At 71.6% G+C, this 16,637-nt stretch carries 17 protein-coding genes and 2 pseudogenes; 9 read left to right on the top strand and 10 right to left on the bottom strand.

The window, feature by feature from the left end:
- Positions 1 to 6: 6 nt before the first annotated feature.
- On the bottom strand, positions 7 to 1,452 hold the full coding sequence (locus ACFVUY_RS39570) for an MDR family MFS transporter (protein ID WP_387736885.1): 1,446 nt from the start codon (positions 1,450 to 1,452) through the stop codon (positions 7 to 9).
- A 196-nt stretch (positions 1,453 to 1,648) separates the two neighbouring features.
- Between ACFVUY_RS39570 and ACFVUY_RS39565 the strand changes: the two genes are divergently transcribed.
- Both ACFVUY_RS39565 and ACFVUY_RS39560 read left to right on the top strand, forming a co-directional pair.
- On the top strand, positions 1,649 to 2,296 hold the full coding sequence (locus ACFVUY_RS39565) for a TetR/AcrR family transcriptional regulator (RefSeq protein ID WP_387736884.1): 648 nt from the start codon (positions 1,649 to 1,651) through the stop codon (positions 2,294 to 2,296).
- Positions 2,297 to 2,769: 473 nt separating this feature from the next.
- Positions 2,770 to 2,955: a hypothetical protein gene (locus tag ACFVUY_RS39560; RefSeq protein ID WP_387736883.1), complete on the top strand. Its 186-nt coding sequence runs from the start codon at positions 2,770 to 2,772 to the stop codon at positions 2,953 to 2,955.
- Between the two features lie 12 nt (positions 2,956 to 2,967).
- Here ACFVUY_RS39560 and ACFVUY_RS39555 read toward each other — a convergent pair.
- The 3 genes and pseudogenes from ACFVUY_RS39555 to ACFVUY_RS39545 form a co-directional block, all read right to left on the bottom strand.
- Positions 2,968 to 3,306: pseudogene (locus ACFVUY_RS39555) on the bottom strand (transposase); the annotation flags it as partial.
- Between the two features lie 233 nt (positions 3,307 to 3,539).
- Positions 3,540 to 3,659: pseudogene (locus ACFVUY_RS39550) on the bottom strand (IS5/IS1182 family transposase); the annotation flags it as partial.
- Between the two features lie 5 nt (positions 3,660 to 3,664).
- Positions 3,665 to 4,654, bottom strand: coding sequence for an alpha/beta fold hydrolase (locus tag ACFVUY_RS39545; protein WP_387736882.1), 990 nt, complete (start codon positions 4,652 to 4,654; stop codon positions 3,665 to 3,667).
- Between the two features lie 194 nt (positions 4,655 to 4,848).
- Here ACFVUY_RS39545 and ACFVUY_RS39540 point away from each other — a divergent pair, with 194 nt between their 5' ends.
- Complete coding sequence (locus tag ACFVUY_RS39540) at positions 4,849 to 5,421, top strand: helix-turn-helix domain-containing protein (RefSeq protein WP_387736911.1); 573 nt, start codon at positions 4,849 to 4,851, stop codon at positions 5,419 to 5,421.
- A 435-nt stretch (positions 5,422 to 5,856) separates the two neighbouring features.
- Positions 5,857 to 6,843, top strand: a complete 987-nt coding sequence (locus ACFVUY_RS39535; RefSeq protein ID WP_387736881.1) for a hypothetical protein — start codon at positions 5,857 to 5,859, stop codon at positions 6,841 to 6,843.
- Positions 6,844 to 7,005: 162 nt separating this feature from the next.
- On the opposite strand, the gene ACFVUY_RS39530 is transcribed toward ACFVUY_RS39535, so the two are convergent.
- Entirely contained in the window at positions 7,006 to 7,263 is a 258-nt protein-coding gene (locus ACFVUY_RS39530) for a hypothetical protein (RefSeq protein WP_387736880.1), read from the bottom strand.
- Positions 7,264 to 7,517: 254 nt separating this feature from the next.
- Here ACFVUY_RS39530 and ACFVUY_RS39525 point away from each other — a divergent pair, with 254 nt between their 5' ends.
- The gene (locus tag ACFVUY_RS39525) at positions 7,518 to 8,246 is read left to right on the top strand and encodes a hypothetical protein (RefSeq protein ID WP_387736879.1); all 729 of its coding nucleotides are present in this window, start codon (positions 7,518 to 7,520) and stop codon (positions 8,244 to 8,246) included.
- A 96-nt stretch (positions 8,247 to 8,342) separates the two neighbouring features.
- Here ACFVUY_RS39525 and ACFVUY_RS39520 read toward each other — a convergent pair whose 3' ends face one another.
- Positions 8,343 to 8,750: a hypothetical protein gene (locus ACFVUY_RS39520; RefSeq protein ID WP_387736878.1), complete on the bottom strand. Its 408-nt coding sequence runs from the start codon at positions 8,748 to 8,750 to the stop codon at positions 8,343 to 8,345.
- Between the two features lie 20 nt (positions 8,751 to 8,770).
- Here ACFVUY_RS39520 and ACFVUY_RS39515 point away from each other — a divergent pair, with 20 nt between their 5' ends.
- On the top strand, positions 8,771 to 9,007 hold the full coding sequence (locus ACFVUY_RS39515; RefSeq protein WP_387736877.1) for a hypothetical protein: 237 nt from the start codon (positions 8,771 to 8,773) through the stop codon (positions 9,005 to 9,007).
- 32 nt (positions 9,008 to 9,039) lie between these two features.
- On the opposite strand, the gene ACFVUY_RS39510 is transcribed toward ACFVUY_RS39515, so the two are convergent.
- Entirely contained in the window at positions 9,040 to 9,864 is an 825-nt protein-coding gene (locus tag ACFVUY_RS39510) for a hypothetical protein (RefSeq protein ID WP_387736876.1), read from the bottom strand.
- A gap of 300 nt (positions 9,865 to 10,164) precedes the next feature.
- Between ACFVUY_RS39510 and ACFVUY_RS39505 the strand changes: the two genes are divergently transcribed.
- Positions 10,165 to 10,908: a hypothetical protein gene (locus ACFVUY_RS39505; RefSeq protein WP_387736875.1), complete on the top strand. Its 744-nt coding sequence runs from the start codon at positions 10,165 to 10,167 to the stop codon at positions 10,906 to 10,908.
- 835 nt (positions 10,909 to 11,743) lie between these two features.
- On the opposite strand, the gene ACFVUY_RS39500 is transcribed toward ACFVUY_RS39505, so the two are convergent.
- Together ACFVUY_RS39500 and ACFVUY_RS39495 are read right to left on the bottom strand one after the other, a co-directional pair.
- Positions 11,744 to 12,688 (bottom strand): hypothetical protein, encoded by a 945-nt coding sequence (locus tag ACFVUY_RS39500; protein WP_387736874.1) that lies wholly within the window; start codon positions 12,686 to 12,688, stop codon positions 11,744 to 11,746.
- A gap of 692 nt (positions 12,689 to 13,380) precedes the next feature.
- Positions 13,381 to 14,496, bottom strand: a complete 1,116-nt coding sequence (locus ACFVUY_RS39495) for a lipase (protein ID WP_387736873.1) — start codon at positions 14,494 to 14,496, stop codon at positions 13,381 to 13,383.
- A 292-nt stretch (positions 14,497 to 14,788) separates the two neighbouring features.
- Between ACFVUY_RS39495 and ACFVUY_RS39490 the strand changes: the two genes are divergently transcribed.
- A complete protein-coding gene (locus ACFVUY_RS39490) occupies positions 14,789 to 15,358 on the top strand; it encodes a hypothetical protein (RefSeq protein WP_387736872.1) in 570 nt (189 codons plus the stop codon).
- Between the two features lie 351 nt (positions 15,359 to 15,709).
- On the opposite strand, the gene ACFVUY_RS39485 is transcribed toward ACFVUY_RS39490, so the two are convergent.
- A complete protein-coding gene (locus ACFVUY_RS39485; protein WP_387736871.1) occupies positions 15,710 to 16,024 on the bottom strand; it encodes a putative Ig domain-containing protein in 315 nt (104 codons plus the stop codon).
- A 408-nt stretch (positions 16,025 to 16,432) separates the two neighbouring features.
- Here ACFVUY_RS39485 and ACFVUY_RS39480 point away from each other — a divergent pair.
- A partial coding sequence (locus ACFVUY_RS39480; protein ID WP_387736870.1) for a transposase occupies positions 16,433 to 16,637 on the top strand: 205 nt, incomplete at its 3' end.

Below are 16,637 nucleotides of genomic sequence, written 5' to 3'. Positions count from 1 at the left end.
CGGTGGTCAGCCGGACCGGCGGGTGTTCGGGTAGAGCAGCGCCGGAGCGATGGCGAGCGCGGACAGGGCCAGCACCCACCAGAAGGTCTCGCCGAAGGCCGCACCCGGCCGGCCCGGGTGCCCGTCCTGCGCCTGCTGGAGCGCCAGCGTCAGCACCGCCGTGCCGAGCGCCCCGCCCACCCGGTTCAGCACGTTGACCGCACCCGCCGCCGCCGGCACCTGGTCCTTCTCGACGCTCCCGTACACCACTGCCAGGCCGGGGATCGCGATCATCCCCATGCCCGCGCCGCGCAGTGCCAGCGAGCCGGCGATCAGCCAGGCGGCCGGTTCGGAGCCACTGCCCAGCTGGGTGAACGCGATCGTGCCGACCAGGGAGCAGCCGATGCCGATCATGATCAGCGGACGCGGCGCGATGCGGTCGGTCATCCGGGCGGCCAGCATGGCGGTGACCGCCGTGCCGAGGGCCTGCGGCGCCAGCAGCAGACCGGCCTCCACCGCACCGACGTGCTTCACCTGCTGGTAGTAGAGCGGCACCAGGAACATCGAGCTGTAGAGCGCGGCGCCCTGCAGGAAGCTGTTCGCCGTCGCCACGCTGAAGCCGCGCCGGGCGAACAGCCGCAGGTCGATCAGCGGTGTCCGGACGCCCCCGCGCCCCACCCTCAGCGCGTACCAGCCGTAGGCCGCCACCAGCACCGCGCCCGCCACGAGAGCGACCCAGCCGGCCGTTGCGCCGTCACCGATCGTCGCGAGCCCGTAGACCAGCCCGGTCAGGCCGGGCGAGAGCAGCACCAGACCGGTCACGTCCAGCCGGGGCTTCGGTGCGTCCGACGTCTCGTCGGACGGCAGCCAGCGGGCGGCGAGCAGCAGGATCACCAGCCCGACCGGCACGTTCAGCAGGAACATCCAGCGCCAGTCGAAGTGCTCCAGCACCAGCCCGCCGAGGATCGGCCCCAGGACCGGGGCAAGGCTGATCGGAAGCATCAGCGTGCCCATCACCCGCCCGACCCTGGACGGCCCGGCCGCTTGTATGATGATCGCCTGGCCGAGCGGTTGAATCATCCCGCCGCCGATCCCCTGCAGCACCCGGAAGGCGATCAGACTCCCCGTCGACCAGGCCAGGCCGCACAACGCCGACCCGAGCACGAACAGGACGACCGAGGCGAGCCACGCCCGCCGCCCCCCGAAGCGGCCGGCGGCCCAACCCGAGAGCGGCATGGTCAGCGAGATCGCCAGCAGGTACCCCGTGGCCACCCACTGCATCTCCGCGATCGAGCCGTGCAGATCGCGCCCGACGGAGTCGATGCCGACGTTGACGATCGTGCTGTCCAGCAGCGCGAGCACCGGCCCCAGCGCGAGCACCCCGCCCATCTTCCACAGGCCCGGCGGAATCGGCTCCGGCTCCCCCTCCCGAACTCCTCCCGGCCGGCCCTTCGCAGCAACGGATGCGGTCATGCGCCCTCCCCTGGTCGCCCTTGGGCGAGTCGCCCCCGAGACCGCGTGCCGCCGCTTCGACGCTCACCCGGCACACTCTCGGACGCCCACCCGGGCAGCCGCTCCGGCCGCCCCGGAAAGAACTTAGGACGGACCCATCGATGAGGTCAAATCTAATTTCTGTACTCGACCCAGCTTCCTGCGCTAGGCTCCCGGCATGACCGAGACCGGGACGACTCCGAACCTGCGCGAGCTCAACAAGCGCCGCACCCGTGAGGCGATCTCGCACGCCGCGACCAGGCTCTTCATCGAGCGGGGCTTCGACCGCACGACCATCGCCGAGGTCGCGGCCGCCGCGGGCGTCGCCAAGATGACCGTCACCAACCACTTCCCGCGCAAGGAGGACCTCTTCTTCGACCTGCACGAGGAGCTCGTCGTCCGGCTCGCCGCAACGGTCTCCGAGCGCGCACCGGGCGAGTCGGCGCTCGCCGCGCTGCGCCGCGACTGCCTCGCCGGGCTCGACCGGCACGACGCCCGGCTCGGCTTCTCCGGCCCGGAGTTCGCCCGCACCGTGTTCGACAGCCCCGCCCTGGGCGCCCGGCTGCGCGAGCTGCACGAGCAGAGCGAGACGGCACTCGCCGAGACGCTGGCCGAGGCGGTGCACGAGAGACCCGTCGGCTTCGAGTGCCGGGTCGCCGCCGCCCTGCTCGCCGCCGTGGAGCGTGCGGTGTTCGCCGAGGTGTTCCGCCGCACCCTGGCCGGCGAGGAGCGGGCGGCGATCGCCGCCGCGGTCCGCCCCTCGGCCCTCCGGGCCTACGACCGCCTGGAGAGCCCCCTCGGGAACTTCGCCGTCCGGGACGCCTGAGCAGGGCCGGGGGCTGGCGCGGTGGCCGATGCACCGTTTCCAGTCCCCGCCGCTTCACACCGTGCACGCCGTTCTCCCGCACCCGACTTTCCGACATCGTTCACCAGCTGGCATGCGTCCGTCGCCCCGCGTACGGTCCCGGTCAGGCGGTAGACCCCGAGCCGAGTGATCCACCCATAGGTGTACCGGGTGGTCCAGTTCCGGCCCTCGAGTCCGTGTCCGCGGCCCGGCCTCGCCGCCTGCCGGGGCGCAGAGGCAGCGACCCCCGGATCACCGTACGGAGTTCGTCCTCTGCGATGCCGGTGGCCGGGCCGGGCAGGTGGTCGGCGCCCTCTCGCCCAGGCCCTCAGCTTGTGGTTCAACCAACGGTCGCACCCCCAGCCCGGCTCGGGCCGTTCGGCCCCGTTCCGCCATCGGGTAGGTTCGCTTCCGTCAGCGATGGCCGACCGAAGCAGCAGGCAAAGGGGGCTGGTGTGACGCACGAGATGGACATCCAGATCGGGACTGACGTGCGGATTACCGGGGGACCGTTCACAGACTTCACGAGCCCTGTCGTGGCCGTTGACCATGCCCGGGGCCGTGTCGAGTTGACGGTGGACATCTTCGGTGACGCGACCAGGATCGACGTCCCCTTGTCGGATGTCGTGAGAGTTGTCTGAGCTTGTCCCGCATGGCCCGATCCAATCCCGTTCGGCGATGGACTCGGGGCGCCGGACGGTTTTGCCCACCTCGTAGCGGGTGGCGGGCTGCCGGTTCTTCGAGCCGATCGGTCTGCCGGGGCCGGGACGGGCGGGTTTGGGAGCTCGGGCCGGGCAAGGCAAGGTCGTGCGGATGTTCCTGAACCGCCGCCTCAGGCCGGTGGCGGAGGACCACAGCCACAGCGGTAGTGGATCGCCGTCGCCGGGCAGACGGTCGACCTGAAGGCACATCATTATCCCCTCATTGATGGGGAGTTCACCGTCGTGGTCGATCCAGGCCGAGCGGGTGGCGAGCCCCCGTCCGGGGTGGACTGCCGTTGTTCACCGAGGTCGCCGAGGTGCTCCCCTCGTCGCCGGCCCGGCCCGACCCGCTGTGCACCGGGCCGGTACTCAGGCCTGTCAGGGCGGCGGCGACGGCAACGGCAGAGTGGTGGCCGGACGTCGCCGCGGGCGGGCTCGGGCCCGGGTGGTGACGGTAACCGTGAGATGGATCAGTCCCGCTGGGCTTCGCGGGAGGCCGGCTGTCCGGAGCGTTTGGACTGCCGCCGGGCGATGCACCTGGTCATCAGTGTGATCGCGCCCCGGGTGATCAGCGCGGAGTGCTGGACAAGACGTTCGTAGTCGCGGGCGTGCCGGCGGGCGTGCATCACCCAGGCATGCGCCCGCCGGTTCAGCCCCTGAGGGAGGCGAGCCAGGCGGTCAGCAGGCGGTTGACGTCCTCGGGACGCTCCTGCTGGATCCAGTGCCCGCAGCCGTCCAGGATATGGGCGGAGGCCAGGGCGGGGAGGGTGGTCGGGTAGGCGTCGATCGCGTCGGCCATCCAGGTCGTGGAGGCGTCCAGGGCGCCGCCGATGAACAGGGACGGCTGCTCGATCGGAGCTCCGCCGTACTGGGCGAGGTCCTCCCAGTCGCGGTCCATGTTGCGGTAGCGGTTGAGGGCCCCGGTCATGCCGGTGCGCTCGAACTCCCCGGCGTACACGTCGAGGTCGTCCTCGGTCAGCCAGGCGGGCAGCTTGCCGTTGGGGAAGCGGTCGCGCAGCCGGCCGCCGGTGCGGGTCACGAAGTGCGGGTCGGGCTCACCCCGGGCGGGCATGGTGTCGGCGGACATGGCCGCGTAGAAGCCCGCGAGCCAGCCCCGGAGGTCGGGCTCCATCTCTGCTTCGGCCCGGCCGGGCTCCTGGAAGTACGAGACGTAGAACTCCTGGTCGCCGCCCATCTGCGCGAAGACGTCGGTGGGCCGGGGGCCGCCGGGCGGCTCGTAGGGGACGCTCAGCAGCCCGACGGCGCGGAAGACCTCGGGGTGGAGCAGGGCGGAGGCCGCCGCGATGCTGGAGCCCCAGTCGTGCCCGACGACCACCGCCGTCTCCTCGCCCAGGGCGCGCACCAGGGCGACGTTGTCCTCCACCAGGTCGAGCATCCGGTAGGCGTCCGTCGCGGCCGGTTTGGAGGAGCGGCCGTAGCCGCGCACGTCGAGCGCCACGGCCCGGTACCCCGCCGCCGCGAGGGCCGGGAGCTGGCGGCGCCAGGAGTACCAGGACTCTGGGAAGCCGTGGACGAGCAGGACCAGTGGTCCGGTGCCCTGCTCGACCAGGTGCAGGCGCCCGGCGGGTGCCTCGATGGTGCGGTGGCGCAGGTCGGCGGACGGTGCGAGCTGGTGCATCGCTTCTCCTCGGTTCACGGGCGGGCGCGGTTACCCACCGATCATGCGGCGCGGCGTCCGCGCGACGCGAACACCCTTGCCATCGTGGCAAACTGGCAGGACAGAACGATGGAGGCGGCAGCACGGCCGGAGGGAGCGGGGCAACGGTGACGGTGACGGTGACGGACGACAGCACAGCCGACACGCTGGCGGCCATGGGCCCCCGGCTGCGGACCGCGCGCGAGCGGCACGGCGCCACACTCACCGGCGTCAGCCGCGCGACCGGCATCTCGCTGAGCACGCTGTCGCGGATCGAGACCGGCCGGCGCAAGCCGACCCTGGAGGTGCTGCTGCAGCTCGCGAAGGCGTACGACGTCTCCCTGGACGAGCTGGCCGGCACCGCACCCGCCGCGGCGGCCGGACCGCGCACCCCGGTGCCGCAGCGTTCCGGCACCGACAAGACGGTGCTACCGCTGACCCGGTACGTCGGGGGCCTGCACGCCCACAAGCACGTCCTGCCCGCCGTCGACGCGCCGCCGGCGCGGCCGCGGCAGGTCTCCCACGACGGGTACGAATGGCTGTGCGTCCTGTACGGGCGGCTGTGGCTGGCGCTCGGCGAGCAGGACCTCGTGCTGAGCGCCGGCGACGTGGCCGAGTTCGACACCCGCACCGCCCACGGAGTCGCGAACGCCGGACCCGGCGGACCGGTCGAATACCTGATCATGTTCGGGCCGCAGGGAGAGCGCCTGCGACCGCGCACCCCGACCCCCGACCGCGGGGCCCGGTAGCGCGGAGCACGGCGTCCGGGCCCCGCGAAAGTGCCTGCGGCTTCACGCCCCGGCGGCGTCCGGATCACGTTGAACACATCTCCGACGAGCAGGCTCGCACGGAAGTCGCCTGCCGAATCGATGGCAGTACTACATCTACTCGCCCGCCAGCGTCGCCCTGTGGATGCTGTCCATGCTCGCCGGTCCGGCCCTGGCATGCGCCGGCAACCGGCACTGGATTCGCAACGGCGTACGGAGAGCCGCAGCCGGCGCAAGCCGGACCTGACCGAGCGGATCCGCCGCCGTACGCCGTCGACCACCCGAACCGCGCACTGCGCTGTTCAGCCGGCAGGACCGATGCAGATCCACATGCCGATGCAGAACGCGAACACGATCCCCGTGAGGATGGCGAGAACTATCGGAAGCCCTGTCAGCGGCCCGCGGTTGGCTGACGTCATGGACAGCACCACCGACCACCTGCACCGCATCGACGCCCTGCTGGCCCGCCCGGCCCCGGACATCGCCCGCCTGCCGGCCGACGGCGACCTCACCACCGCCCACCACCGCCTCGTCGAGGCGCTGCGCCCGCGCTGGGGGTCGTCGCGCATCCTCGCGACCGGCGGTTTCGTCGACCCCACCCTCGACGACGACAGCGGGCTGCCGCTGGCCGCCCCGTTCTCCGGGCGCCTGGCCGAGCTGTGCGGGTGGGCGGTGGGCGAACGCTGGATCGGCTGCGGGATCGTCCGGGACAGCGACGACGGCGCGTCGCACCTGGTCGCGGTGACGGCCCACCGGGCCGACCCGGCGGCGGCCTTCCTGCCCGCCGGGGACACGGAGGAAGCGGCCGACGTGCCGGACGACCGCTGGGTGCGGCGGCTCGCCGCTGCGACGGGCCGGCCGCACTCGCGGCAGTGGCCCGTCGACTGGTCGTCGGCCGAAGCCCGGCTCGGCACCGCCCTGCCCGCCGACTACCGGCGTCTGGCGGAGCACTTCGGCCCCGGCACGTTCGCCGGCTTCCTCGGCCTCTCCCTGCCCGGTCCCCCACCCGGCCGCGACGACCCGTTCCCACAGTTCCTGTGCCTCGTCGAGCAGGCCCTCCGCCTTGCCGAACTCGCCGCCGACCCCGGTATCGCCGACCTCTACCACCCCCACCGGCTCCACCCCGCCCCGGGCGGGCTCCTGCAGTGGGCCGACTCAGTCCAGGCCGACCAGTTCTACTGGCTGACGGAGGGCACGGACCCGAACCGGTGGCCGGTCATCGCCCGCAACGAGGACGGCGACAGCTGTGCGCGGTTCGACGGTTCCACCGCCGAGTTCGTCCACCGGCTCCTCACCGACCACCGGCATCCCTTCTCGGTCGCCGAGCTCATCGCCCGCCCCGACTTCGAGCCGTACGAGCCCCACGTCTCCGACGACCCCTTCGAGGACCGCCGACTGCCGTAGCAGATCGGTTGACAGGTTCGCCGAGCGGACAAGGGACAGCCTGGTGGACCGACATGACCACCGTGGTCACGGCCTCGCCGTGCCCGACTCCTACGCGTTCTCGTGGTACTTCCACGGGTCGCCGCAACCGGTTCCGCCGATGCCGCACGCGGTCTGCGCGGTTCAGCCCCGCCCCCGTGGGGACGGCAGCGGGTTGGCCGGCTCGTGCAGCCACGCCCGGTGCTCGCCCCCGTCCACGGTCAGCCCGAAGCTCTCGAACCCCGGACGACCTTCCCCCACCCACCACTGGAAGGACTCCTCGACCTCCGACCACATCCGGCGGGGCCCCGACTGGCGGACCTCGAACCGGCTCGCGCCGTCCACGAAGTCCACCGTCGCCCAGGAGGAGACGCCCGTGTCGAACAGCCACAGGGTCGTCATACGGCCGCCGTCGCTGCGCCGGTAGTACACGTCGGGTACGGCCGGGCCCACGACGAAGGACGCCGGCCACGCCCGCAGTGTTCCAGCCGGCTCCGACACTCGGCGGGCCGGTGCGGCAGCGGGGCGAGGGCGTGCAGTCCGGGGCGGGTGATGCCTTCGGGTGGCATCGGCGGACCTTATCGTCCGATGGACGAAAAACTGTTATCGTCCAACTGACATTAAGCCTGTGGGGTGCCGACTTCCAGGAGGAAAGCATGGACGAGCAGCGGATCTGCAGCAGCGTCTTCGCGCCGGGCTGCGAACGGATGCTCCGGGCACCCACGTGGTGCCACCCGGACGAGTGGATCGTCGACTACGGTCGGCGAACCGGGCCGAGCCTCCGGAAGGACCTGCCGGAACACTTCCTGCGCACCCTGGCGGCCAGCCCCGCCTCCGACATCCGCGTCGCGGTGCTCGCCCACCCCGATACACCCGTCGACCTGGTCGACCGGATGCTCGACGATCGGGCCTCGGATGTCCGGCGAAGCGCTGTCGGCCGGACCACCGACGTCGTGGCGTTGAGGTCGGCGGCACGCGACGAGTGGACGATCCGCCATGCCGTGGCCTCGAACCCGAACACCCCGGCCGACCTCCTGGAAGCGCTCTCCCGCGACCGGGACCAGCACGTACGGGTCGCAGTCGTCCTCAACCCCTCCACGCCTCGCCGGCTGGTCGACGCCGCGGTCGGCAGCAAGCTGGACCACGTCCGCTGGTGGGCCCTGCAGCGGACGACCAGCCAGAAGCTGATGAGAGGCGCGGCGGCGTCCGCCGACACGGAGAACCGGAGCTGGCTGGCCGGCAACCCGAACCTCCCGCTCGACGTGCTCACGGCGCTCGCCACGGACCCGTCGCACGGCATCCGCTACAGGGTCGCCACCAACCCGATCTGCCCTCCGGAACTCCGGGAACGCCTTGTGGCCACCCTCGATCCAGGCCCCGCGTAGGGAAGCACACCGTCCTCAGGTCCTCCGGGTGCCGCTGTGGCGAGCCTCGCTGTCATCGACGTGACGCGGCGTGGCACCCGCCATCACCGCGTCCCGTCAGCAGTCCGGGCAGTCGGTGCGGGCCGGCGCCTGAGGGAAGTCCTCCCGACCGTCGAGCCAGTGGGTGAGACGATCGGCCAGGGTGAAGTCCTCCGGGAACAGCGCATGTCGTAGACACCGTACGTTCGGGTCCCAGCCCCACATGCGGCCTTCCGCGGTGCTGAAGTCGACGAGGGACCAGATTGCACAGCCCCAGGTGAGCAGGGGGACGACCGATGTCGGATATCCGACTCCATAGCCCTTGGCCCACTCCGAATACGCCTCCAGAACCGGCGGGTCGTCGGTCTCCTCGGTCAGGGACAGGGCACCGCCCCATCGGCCGAACCCGCCATTGCCGACTTCGAGATAGGCCCGCTTGAGCAAGGACGGCATCGGATGCCCCACGACCGCCTCGAGTTCGGACACGGCCTCGGGAGGCGCGGGCGGTGGCAGCTCTCCGGCGTGTGCTCCCGGAGCCTCTCGATGATCTCGTCATCCATCACGGGGCCTTCGTAGCAGGCATCACCGACATCGCCGTGTCGTGGTGGGAAGGCAGAATCGATGCATGGGGTGTTTTCGACAGCTTGATCGGGTTCAGGCACGGATTTCGTGAAGTCGACGGGCTGACCTGCCGCTACGGCCGCCGGACGCCCGTCCTGCGGCGGCTGCTCAGCACGCGCTGATGTGCGGACCGAGAGCGCTGCCGTGCCCGAGATCAGCGGCGGGTCGGCCGGCAGCGCTCGATGCGGTCGAGGTCGCCGGCGAGTAGGTCGCGGTGGCTGATGGTGAAGTCTCCGTTGAGCAGGGCGTCTGCTCCGCCGTAGTACTGGCCCACGACAGCGGCGGGGAGGAAGGAGCGCAGGCTGTGGCGCATGCCCTCGGGGTAGTCAACGGTATCGCCCCAGTCGGAGGGAGCCTGGTCGGTGGACAGCAGGACCCAGTGATCGACAGAGACGACAGCGTCGAGGTCGGGTACTGCTCCGGTGTGGCTGTCCAGCGCGGGCACGGTCAGCCGGTCGGGGTCGAGGGGCGAGTACCACAGCAGCACGGGTTTGGCGCGCTGTGCGTCTGCGTTGTCGAAGCAGCAGAGGGCGATGGTGTGGTCGGGGAAGTGATCGGTGTAGAAGCGCAGGAGGTCCGGGTCGAGGGACGGACGCCGGTGTGCGGGCACCTGCTGCAGTGCGGCTGGGATCGCGGTGGGGTCAGCGGCCAGGAGCACCGTGTAGACGTCGTGCTCGAAGACCTGGACGGCCTCCGGCTCCGCGCTCATCCACGCGATCTCGTCGGCTGCGACGGAGACGGGTCGAACGGCGGCAACCATGCGCTCCAGGACGTCGCCACTGTGTCCGACGGAGAGGAAGTGCCCCGGGGTGAGCTGCTTGGTGGGCAGGTGCAGCAGCAGCGCGTTCGGACCACCGGCGAGGTTGACGGCGGTGTTCTGGTAGCCCAGGACATGAATGAGGCCGTGCACGGGGTGGTGCTGCCGACCGCAATACACGATCGTGCCGGAGAACGCGGCCTCACTGGTCGAGATGCACATGGTGGCAAGGTAGCGCCCCCGTTCGAGCGGGAACCGGGAGGGTCTGCAGGACTCCCGCTCCCAGTCGCACCCAGACCGTGACAGCCCTGCTGATCACCTTCACGGAATCTGTGCCTGAACCCAGAACACCTGCCCAAGACTCATGGGGCCGTCGACGGACGGACTGTCCGTGCCGCTTCCGTTGGGCTGGGCTGGGCTGGAAATCGTTCTGCGGGTGGCCCCGCGACTCCCTCACTGCGCTGGTCGCGCGGCACCGGTCACCACGTGGACTCCATCCGGCAACGCGGCATGATGGACCGAGTGACCAACGACGCGGATATGCATCCCGTACGGATACCCGGCTACCACGACGGCCCCTTCGGCCTGCGCCCCGAGTTGCTGGAAGAAGAGCTGTTCTGGATGGGGCACCTCTACTCCTGTGCCACGGGAGGAGCCGGGGGGCTGCTGTTCGGGCACGGCTACGACTGGGCGAAGCACCGGTCCTACCGACAGCGCCTGTGGCAGCGGGCCGACTGGCCCGCATTCACGATTGCGCTCCCTGCCGGCCACCGCCTCCATGTCGTCCACCGCACCGTTCCCGACGAGGCAGGGATCGACTACCTGGTCCACCATCCCGATTGGGAACGAGCCGAGGTACTCGCGCGCATCGACGGACACTTCATGAGCCCCGGTCTGTCCTGGCCGGAGCTGATCGCCGCCGCGGACCACGGGCCGCCCGCCGGCGGGACCGTTGCGGACCCCCACGCCCGTCTGCTGCTCCTGCTGCCCGCTTTCGGGGACGCGGCCACACCGCCGCAGGCCGTCGACCGCCTGGCTGCGGCGTTGCGCGCCCGCCTGAGGATGCAGGCAGCGGAACCACTCGCTGCCGCCCTGCTCGAAGGGCAAGGGCTTGCTGGTCCGGTGCGCTGGACAACAACGGAGGACGGCGCACGGGTCAACGACGGCAGGTACTCGTTCCGCAACCCCACCAATGACTTCGCCCTACCGGGCGACCGCTTGGCCCGGGTCAGCACCTCGCTGGCCGGGCGATCGGACGGAGCGTGATCCGCCCCGGAAGGATCTCGCTGTCACTGCGGCGATCGCGGCAACGGAACCGTCCTCACGTGCCTGCACAACGATCACGGGGCAGCCTGCGGGGAAGCCACCGCACCCCGGGCGGCCGCCGGTCCCGGCGCGACGACGTAGCAGCTGAACAAAGACGCGGCGGTCGACCTCAGGCGCAGGGCCAGGTCGTCCCAGGTGTCCCGCGACCGCCGGCAGGGCAGGCGAGTGCCGACGCCGGCCGGCGAGGAGGCGCCAGCGGGCGGCCGTCGGGGCCTGCTCGAAGGCTTCCCGGTCGCCGGGCAGACCGTACCTGCCGGGGGCAGTACGCAACTCGTGGAAGGTGGCCGGCCTCGGCGCGGCCGTGTCCCGGTGGCCGGGCCGGGTGGCCATCAGGGCCTCCTTCTCGGTGGCGGCCGCCGTGGTGGCGGGCCACGGGTTCGGCGGTAGCGGGCGTGGGACTGTGGGCGGGTCGCTTCGGTGGCCGGCAGTCCGTGGCCCGGTGACGATCGCCGGGCGGGCGCGGGCCTGCGCCGGGTTCGCCGGGTTCGCCGGAGGCGAGGTCGGCCAGGTCCCGTGCGAGCTTGTCGGCCGCGGCCCGGTCGACGTCCTACGCCCACCTCACGAACTGCTCCGCGCGGCCCGCATGGTGAAGCATCCGCAGCCGAGCCTCGCGGCCGGCCGCCGAGCGGGATTCCAGCTGTCGCAAGAGGGCTCTCGCCGGGGCTGTTCGTAAAAGCGTCAGGGCCGTTGGCCGGAGAATGAGGCGGTCAGCCGGCCATGCCGGGAGTCCGGACCGCACCGGGCATCCGCAGGTCGTTTCCCTCCCGAGCACGGGTCAGGGTGCGGGTGGCCGCTTGCCCGATGCTTCGGCGGCTCGGTGGCACAGCTCGACGAGGGAACCGAGGAGTCGGCCGCCGTACACGCGGGCGGCGGCACAGGGGTCCGAGCCGGTGCCGCCGGCCTGGCCGCCGGACGGCCGCCCGGCGTCGGGAGCGGGCCGCGGTCGGGGACCGCCGGCCGGGAGGCCCGGTCGCCGTCCGGGGCCCGGCAGCGGTGTGCGCCCCGCCCGGGGCCCGCCTCCGTCCGGGTCTGCGGCCGGGTCCTCCTGTTCGCCCGCGGGCCCGGCGTCCGGCGCGGGGACGGGCTCCGCGCCCGCGGGATCCGGCGGGGGCGGCACGGGGCCCGGTGCCAGGGAGGCCGACGGGGCGGAGCGCTCCAGGGCTCCCAGGACGGCGGGGGCGACCGGCTGGTCGTCGGGTACCGGTCGCGGGCCCGTCCCGAGGTAGGCCCGCGGGCCGGCGTCCGCCGCCCCCGAGAGCAGTGCCGTCGCCAGGACGACCGCCACGACGGTGCCGCGTCCGAACGCCCGGGCCGGGGACGGGCAGCCGGGCGGGCGCCGGGCGACGGGGACCGCCGAGGGGGCGGACGCCGCCGACTCCGCCCGACGCCGGCACACCTCCGCGTTGCGCGACGCCGCCCACTGCTCCGACGCGCCCAGGCCGGCCCACGCGGTGGCGGCCACGCTGAACAGTTCGGCCGCCCGCCGGGGGTCGCCGCCGACCGCCGCGACGTACGCCCGCACCTCCTGCGCGCGCAGCGCCTCGGGATGCAGGGCACCGCGTTCCAGGGCGACGTGCTGGTGGAGCTCCTCGGCCAGGCGGGCCGCGAGGACCGTGTCCCCGGCTTCCATGGCGCCCCGGATCAGGGCCACCCGGGGGGCGTAGGCGGTCGGCAGCGTCTCGCCGGCCGTCCTCGGCGACGTGTCGGCCTTATCGGTCATGGGCCCCTCGCAGGTGGATTCTCCGAACGGTGGATCACGTCACGTATACCGGTCGCAGCCGCCCGGGCCGGTCCGCCGTCATCCCATCGGGTGAACCGTCCCCGACCGGTCCGGGGAGCTCCTACGTCGTTCTGGCCGTGCCGGTCGGCCGCCCGTCGGCCCGGCCATCGGTCGGGCACAGGCGTGGCGTCGCCGCGCGGAAATCGCCGCTTCGAGTGACAGGCCGTCAACGGAGCGGACGTCCGAGGCGCGGTGAACCCGGTGCTACGGCCCGGGACGCCTCCGTCGGAGGGCGGGCGTGGTGTCGGCGGCGCGTGAAAAGCGTTCGGCCGTCGCCGAGACGTGGTTGCCTCCCCTGGAGGGCAACGCGCCGAGAGGCCTCTCACCACGGGGACGCAGCCGCCGCTCCACGCTCCGTGGCGACGTGATGAGGAGTTCCTCGGCCGGTCGGGTGGCCACGACCGTCCGTCCTCGCAACTGGAGGCCTGCCCCTGGCCTTGTTCACGAGTCGTGGCGTCGGCTGTGCACGAGTCCGGGAGGCGTCCCGCACCGCAGTCGGTGATGCTCACGAGTTCTGCAGTCAGGCTGACCTGGGCTCCACGACGAGGTGCGCCCGGTGGACGCGCCCCCGCATCGTGGCCGACACGCCGGTCGCCGGCCCGTCCCGCGAGCGGGGACGGGCCAGCGGGTTCTCAGCGCAGTTGGCTGAACCAGCGCACGATGGCCGCCGTGCCGGCGACGTTGGAGCCGAGGTGCCTGGAGCCCGCGAAGTCCGGGGCAGCGAGGTCGACGACCGCCGCTTTCACGCCGTGCGATCGCAACGTGGCCTCGCAGCGGTCGGTGTTGGCGTTGGCCGCCTGCTCGTCGGCGTCGGCCACGTACAAGCGGACCGGGACGCGTGGTGCCCAGTCGCAGGTGCTGTCGGCCACCCGGAGTGCCCCGGCCAGGCGGCCGGTCGGGTGGCGCAGCATCTCGAAGCCGCGTGGGGTGAGCAGTGCGTCGATGGTGTCGGGCGTGCTGGCGAAGAGTTGCGGGCCGGTGTGCGAACCGTCGAACAGTGCCTCGACCGTGCTGCTGTACGGCTCCTGGAAGACCTCGTGCGGGGAGTCGTACAAATGGTGCAGCCGGTTCCAGGCGACGAGAAGGTACGCCGAGTACAGCACACTTGATTTCGGGTCGAGAGAGCCGTCGAGCAGTGCCGGCAGCTCGGAGTGCTGGAAGTCGTAGGCGCCGCTGACCGGCGCGACGGCTTCGAGCCGGAACCACCGGTCGTCGCCGGCCTGGAGTGCCCGTGCGAGTCCCATCGCCGCCGAGGCGCCCTGGGAGAACCCGGTGACCAGCACGTCGTGTCCCAGCGCCCGACCCGTACGCGGAACAAAAGCGCGGGCTGCCCGGAGCATGTCCAGGGAGGCCGTCGTCTCCGACGGCACATCCATCCAGGGATGGAGTCCCGGGCCGGTGCCCAGACCGATGTAGTCCGGGGCGGCAGCGGCGAACCCGGCGGACGCGTACGTGATGGCAGGTGAGGACACGAACCCGGCCTTGACCATGGAGGACGGGGCGTCGGAGCGGTAACTGACCGTGCCGTGGGTGAATGACACCGTCCGCAACTCGTGTTCGCCGCCGCGGGGCAGCACCAGCAGTCCGCTGGCGGTGATCTGTCGGCCGCTGGGGTCCACGGTGCGGTACACCAGCCGGTAGGCGTCCACTCCGAACCGGACAGTACTCGCGTCGTACCTGGCGGCGGTCAATGCCGCCGCGACATCCTCCTTCGCGGCCAGGGTGGTGATCTGCTGAACGGAAACCAACCGTCCGCGATCGCTTCGGTGCACCGTGTCCGCCGAGGCGGCTCCCGTCGTCACGGTCGCAGCGGCCAGGACCGCCAGGACTGTTCCGACGTTCAGCCGGCGAAGCACGGACTGGCGTTGTAGGCGAGCACCGAGAGCGCTTGTTGCTCAGCGGCGAGAGCGCCCCGCTACGTGGGAAGACGGTGTCGCCGAGTTTCAGCAGCACCTGGATGCTTGACTCTGGACGGTTGTCGGGTACTGCCCGCGCGGGGGTGGACGCCGCGTCCGGGTGCGTGCCGCGTACGGTCAGCTCATGCACGAACAGCGAGACCAGGGGCAGGTCGACGGCGAGGAGAACCGCGGGCACACCACCACGCCTGCCGATGTCACCGACGCGAGCGCCAAGGCCGAAGCGGTGGTATTCGCCTGCGCAACGTGTGGTGTCCCACTGACGGGGCCGCTCACGCGGCTGCTGGCGGTTCCCGAGGCACCGTTCTACGCGTGGTGGGACGCCGACGAACCCGGTCCATCGCCGGCGACCGTGCCGTCAGGCCACTATGCGGTCGAGACCGAGCCGTACGGCGCGCCCCTGGTCGTCGCTGAGGTGCCCGGCCCAGTAATGCCGCGCCACGGCGTCCACTACAACGCGGACGGCAAGCCGCTGGTGTCGCAGGGCCCCCGAGGCAACTTCGTCATCAACCCGGACGACGCCCGCGGCCTCGAATTGCGGCACGCGTCCGCCGCCTGCTGCGGAGCGACCCCGAACGGCGGCATGAACCAGCGGTGCGCCTGTGGAACCCTTGTGGCGACCCTTTGCTCCGACTGCTGCCTGCCGTACGAACTTCACCTGTCAGCCGACCACGTCCGCGCCGTTCACACCTGAGGCCGACGCGCGCTGCTGCTACTTCGCGCTGACATTTCACCGGCTTCGGGCTCCGACTGACGCTGAAACCCGCCGACATACGCTGCCAGGTCTCACCTACGCAGCCACCCGGACCGTGGTTTGCCTGCTGAGTAGGTGGATTTCATGTCGCCGACGCTACGTACGGTCACCCTCGTGCCACAGCCCGGCCAGCGGGCGTATCCGTCCTGTGGCTATCCCTACCACGACACCAGGTGCGAGCCGGGGAACCGTCGAAGGCCGGCTGACCACCGAAGGCTCCAACCCCACGGCCCTCTGCACTGCGCCGGACTTGGGTGGTGATGGAGGAGGGACGGCGGGGCGGGCACGGTCCTAGCGGACCGAAAGCGGCGGGTTGATCGTGATGCGGATGATCCTCTCGACAGAGCCACCGCCCTGGTCAGTCGCCCTGAGCAGGTACCTCTTCTCGCCAACGTCCCTGATCGTTGGGATGTACCCCTCCAACTGCCTGGTGACCTCGTTGAACCGCAGACCCTCGGGCAGCTGTGCTGGCTGCTTTCCGTCCTCGCTGAGGACCCTCACGGTGATCACGCCGCTCCCACCGGAGATCTTGGCGACTGCGCGCGGTGGGTCGACGGGCCGCTGGGAGTGCTCCGAGGCCGTGAACTGGATGTTCTCGACGTCCATGCTGATGGGCGGACGAATGTCCAGACTGATCGGCGTGCGGACTGTGGCGTCGTCGCCCGTCGACTGGACCGGGGTCGGGCCCTTCGAGTTGGGCGTGGTGTCAGGCCTGACTGTCTCCTCGCTGGGCGGCTCACTGCCGACCGGCAAGGACCTCCCCATGACGGGGAGTCGTCAAACGGTTACCGCGAAGCGCCCACGCCCAGCTCATCCGCAGCGTGCAAGCACTTCGGCCCCTGGCAAGCCGCCCAGCGGGGCGGGCTCCGATCAGTGGAGAAATGCGCACCCACAGCCAAGCCGAGTGGATCTCGGCGGCAGGTGTCGCGCAAATGCGACGCCTAGGAGCTGTTCAAGGTTCGGATCTTGCAGTGACTCAGTTCCGGGTTGGTGTCTCTGGTAGAACTCGGGGTCGTGGCGCGATTTGACGTGACGGATGCCGAGTGGGCCTTGATCGAACCGCATGTGCCGGTGGCTGCCACCGGGCCCTTGCCGCGGCGGGTACGGGAGCAGTTCAACGGGGCGTTGTGGCGTTTTCGTACCGGCAGCGGCTGGCGGGACGTCCCCGAGCGCTACGGGGCCTGGAGCACCGTGTACGCCCGCTTCCGGAGCTGGGTGG

It is taken from the genome of Kitasatospora sp. NPDC058063 (genome assembly GCF_042885395.1).
GTDB classification, from domain to species: Bacteria; Actinomycetota; Actinomycetes; order Streptomycetales; family Streptomycetaceae; genus Kitasatospora; species Kitasatospora lactacystinica.
This window is presented reverse-complemented; position numbering and strand designations above follow the sequence as displayed.

Coding starts and splice junctions, on each gene's coding strand:
- ACFVUY_RS39570 (WP_387736885.1), bottom strand. CDS start 1,452: ATGACCGCATCCGTTGCTGCGAAGGGCCGGCCGGGAGGAGTTCGGGAG.
- ACFVUY_RS39565 (WP_387736884.1), top strand. CDS start 1,649: ATGACCGAGACCGGGACGACTCCGAACCTGCGCGAGCTCAACAAGCGC.
- ACFVUY_RS39545 (WP_387736882.1), bottom strand. CDS start 4,654: ATGCACCAGCTCGCACCGTCCGCCGACCTGCGCCACCGCACCATCGAG.
- ACFVUY_RS39540 (WP_387736911.1), top strand. CDS start 4,849: ATGGGCCCCCGGCTGCGGACCGCGCGCGAGCGGCACGGCGCCACACTC.
- ACFVUY_RS39535 (WP_387736881.1), top strand. CDS start 5,857: ATGGACAGCACCACCGACCACCTGCACCGCATCGACGCCCTGCTGGCC.
- ACFVUY_RS39530 (WP_387736880.1), bottom strand. CDS start 7,263: ATGACGACCCTGTGGCTGTTCGACACGGGCGTCTCCTCCTGGGCGACG.
- ACFVUY_RS39525 (WP_387736879.1), top strand. CDS start 7,518: ATGGACGAGCAGCGGATCTGCAGCAGCGTCTTCGCGCCGGGCTGCGAA.
- ACFVUY_RS39510 (WP_387736876.1), bottom strand. CDS start 9,864: ATGTGCATCTCGACCAGTGAGGCCGCGTTCTCCGGCACGATCGTGTAT.
- ACFVUY_RS39500 (WP_387736874.1), bottom strand. CDS start 12,688: ATGACCGATAAGGCCGACACGTCGCCGAGGACGGCCGGCGAGACGCTG.
- ACFVUY_RS39490 (WP_387736872.1), top strand. CDS start 14,789: ATGCACGAACAGCGAGACCAGGGGCAGGTCGACGGCGAGGAGAACCGC.
- ACFVUY_RS39485 (WP_387736871.1), bottom strand. CDS start 16,024: ATGGACGTCGAGAACATCCAGTTCACGGCCTCGGAGCACTCCCAGCGG.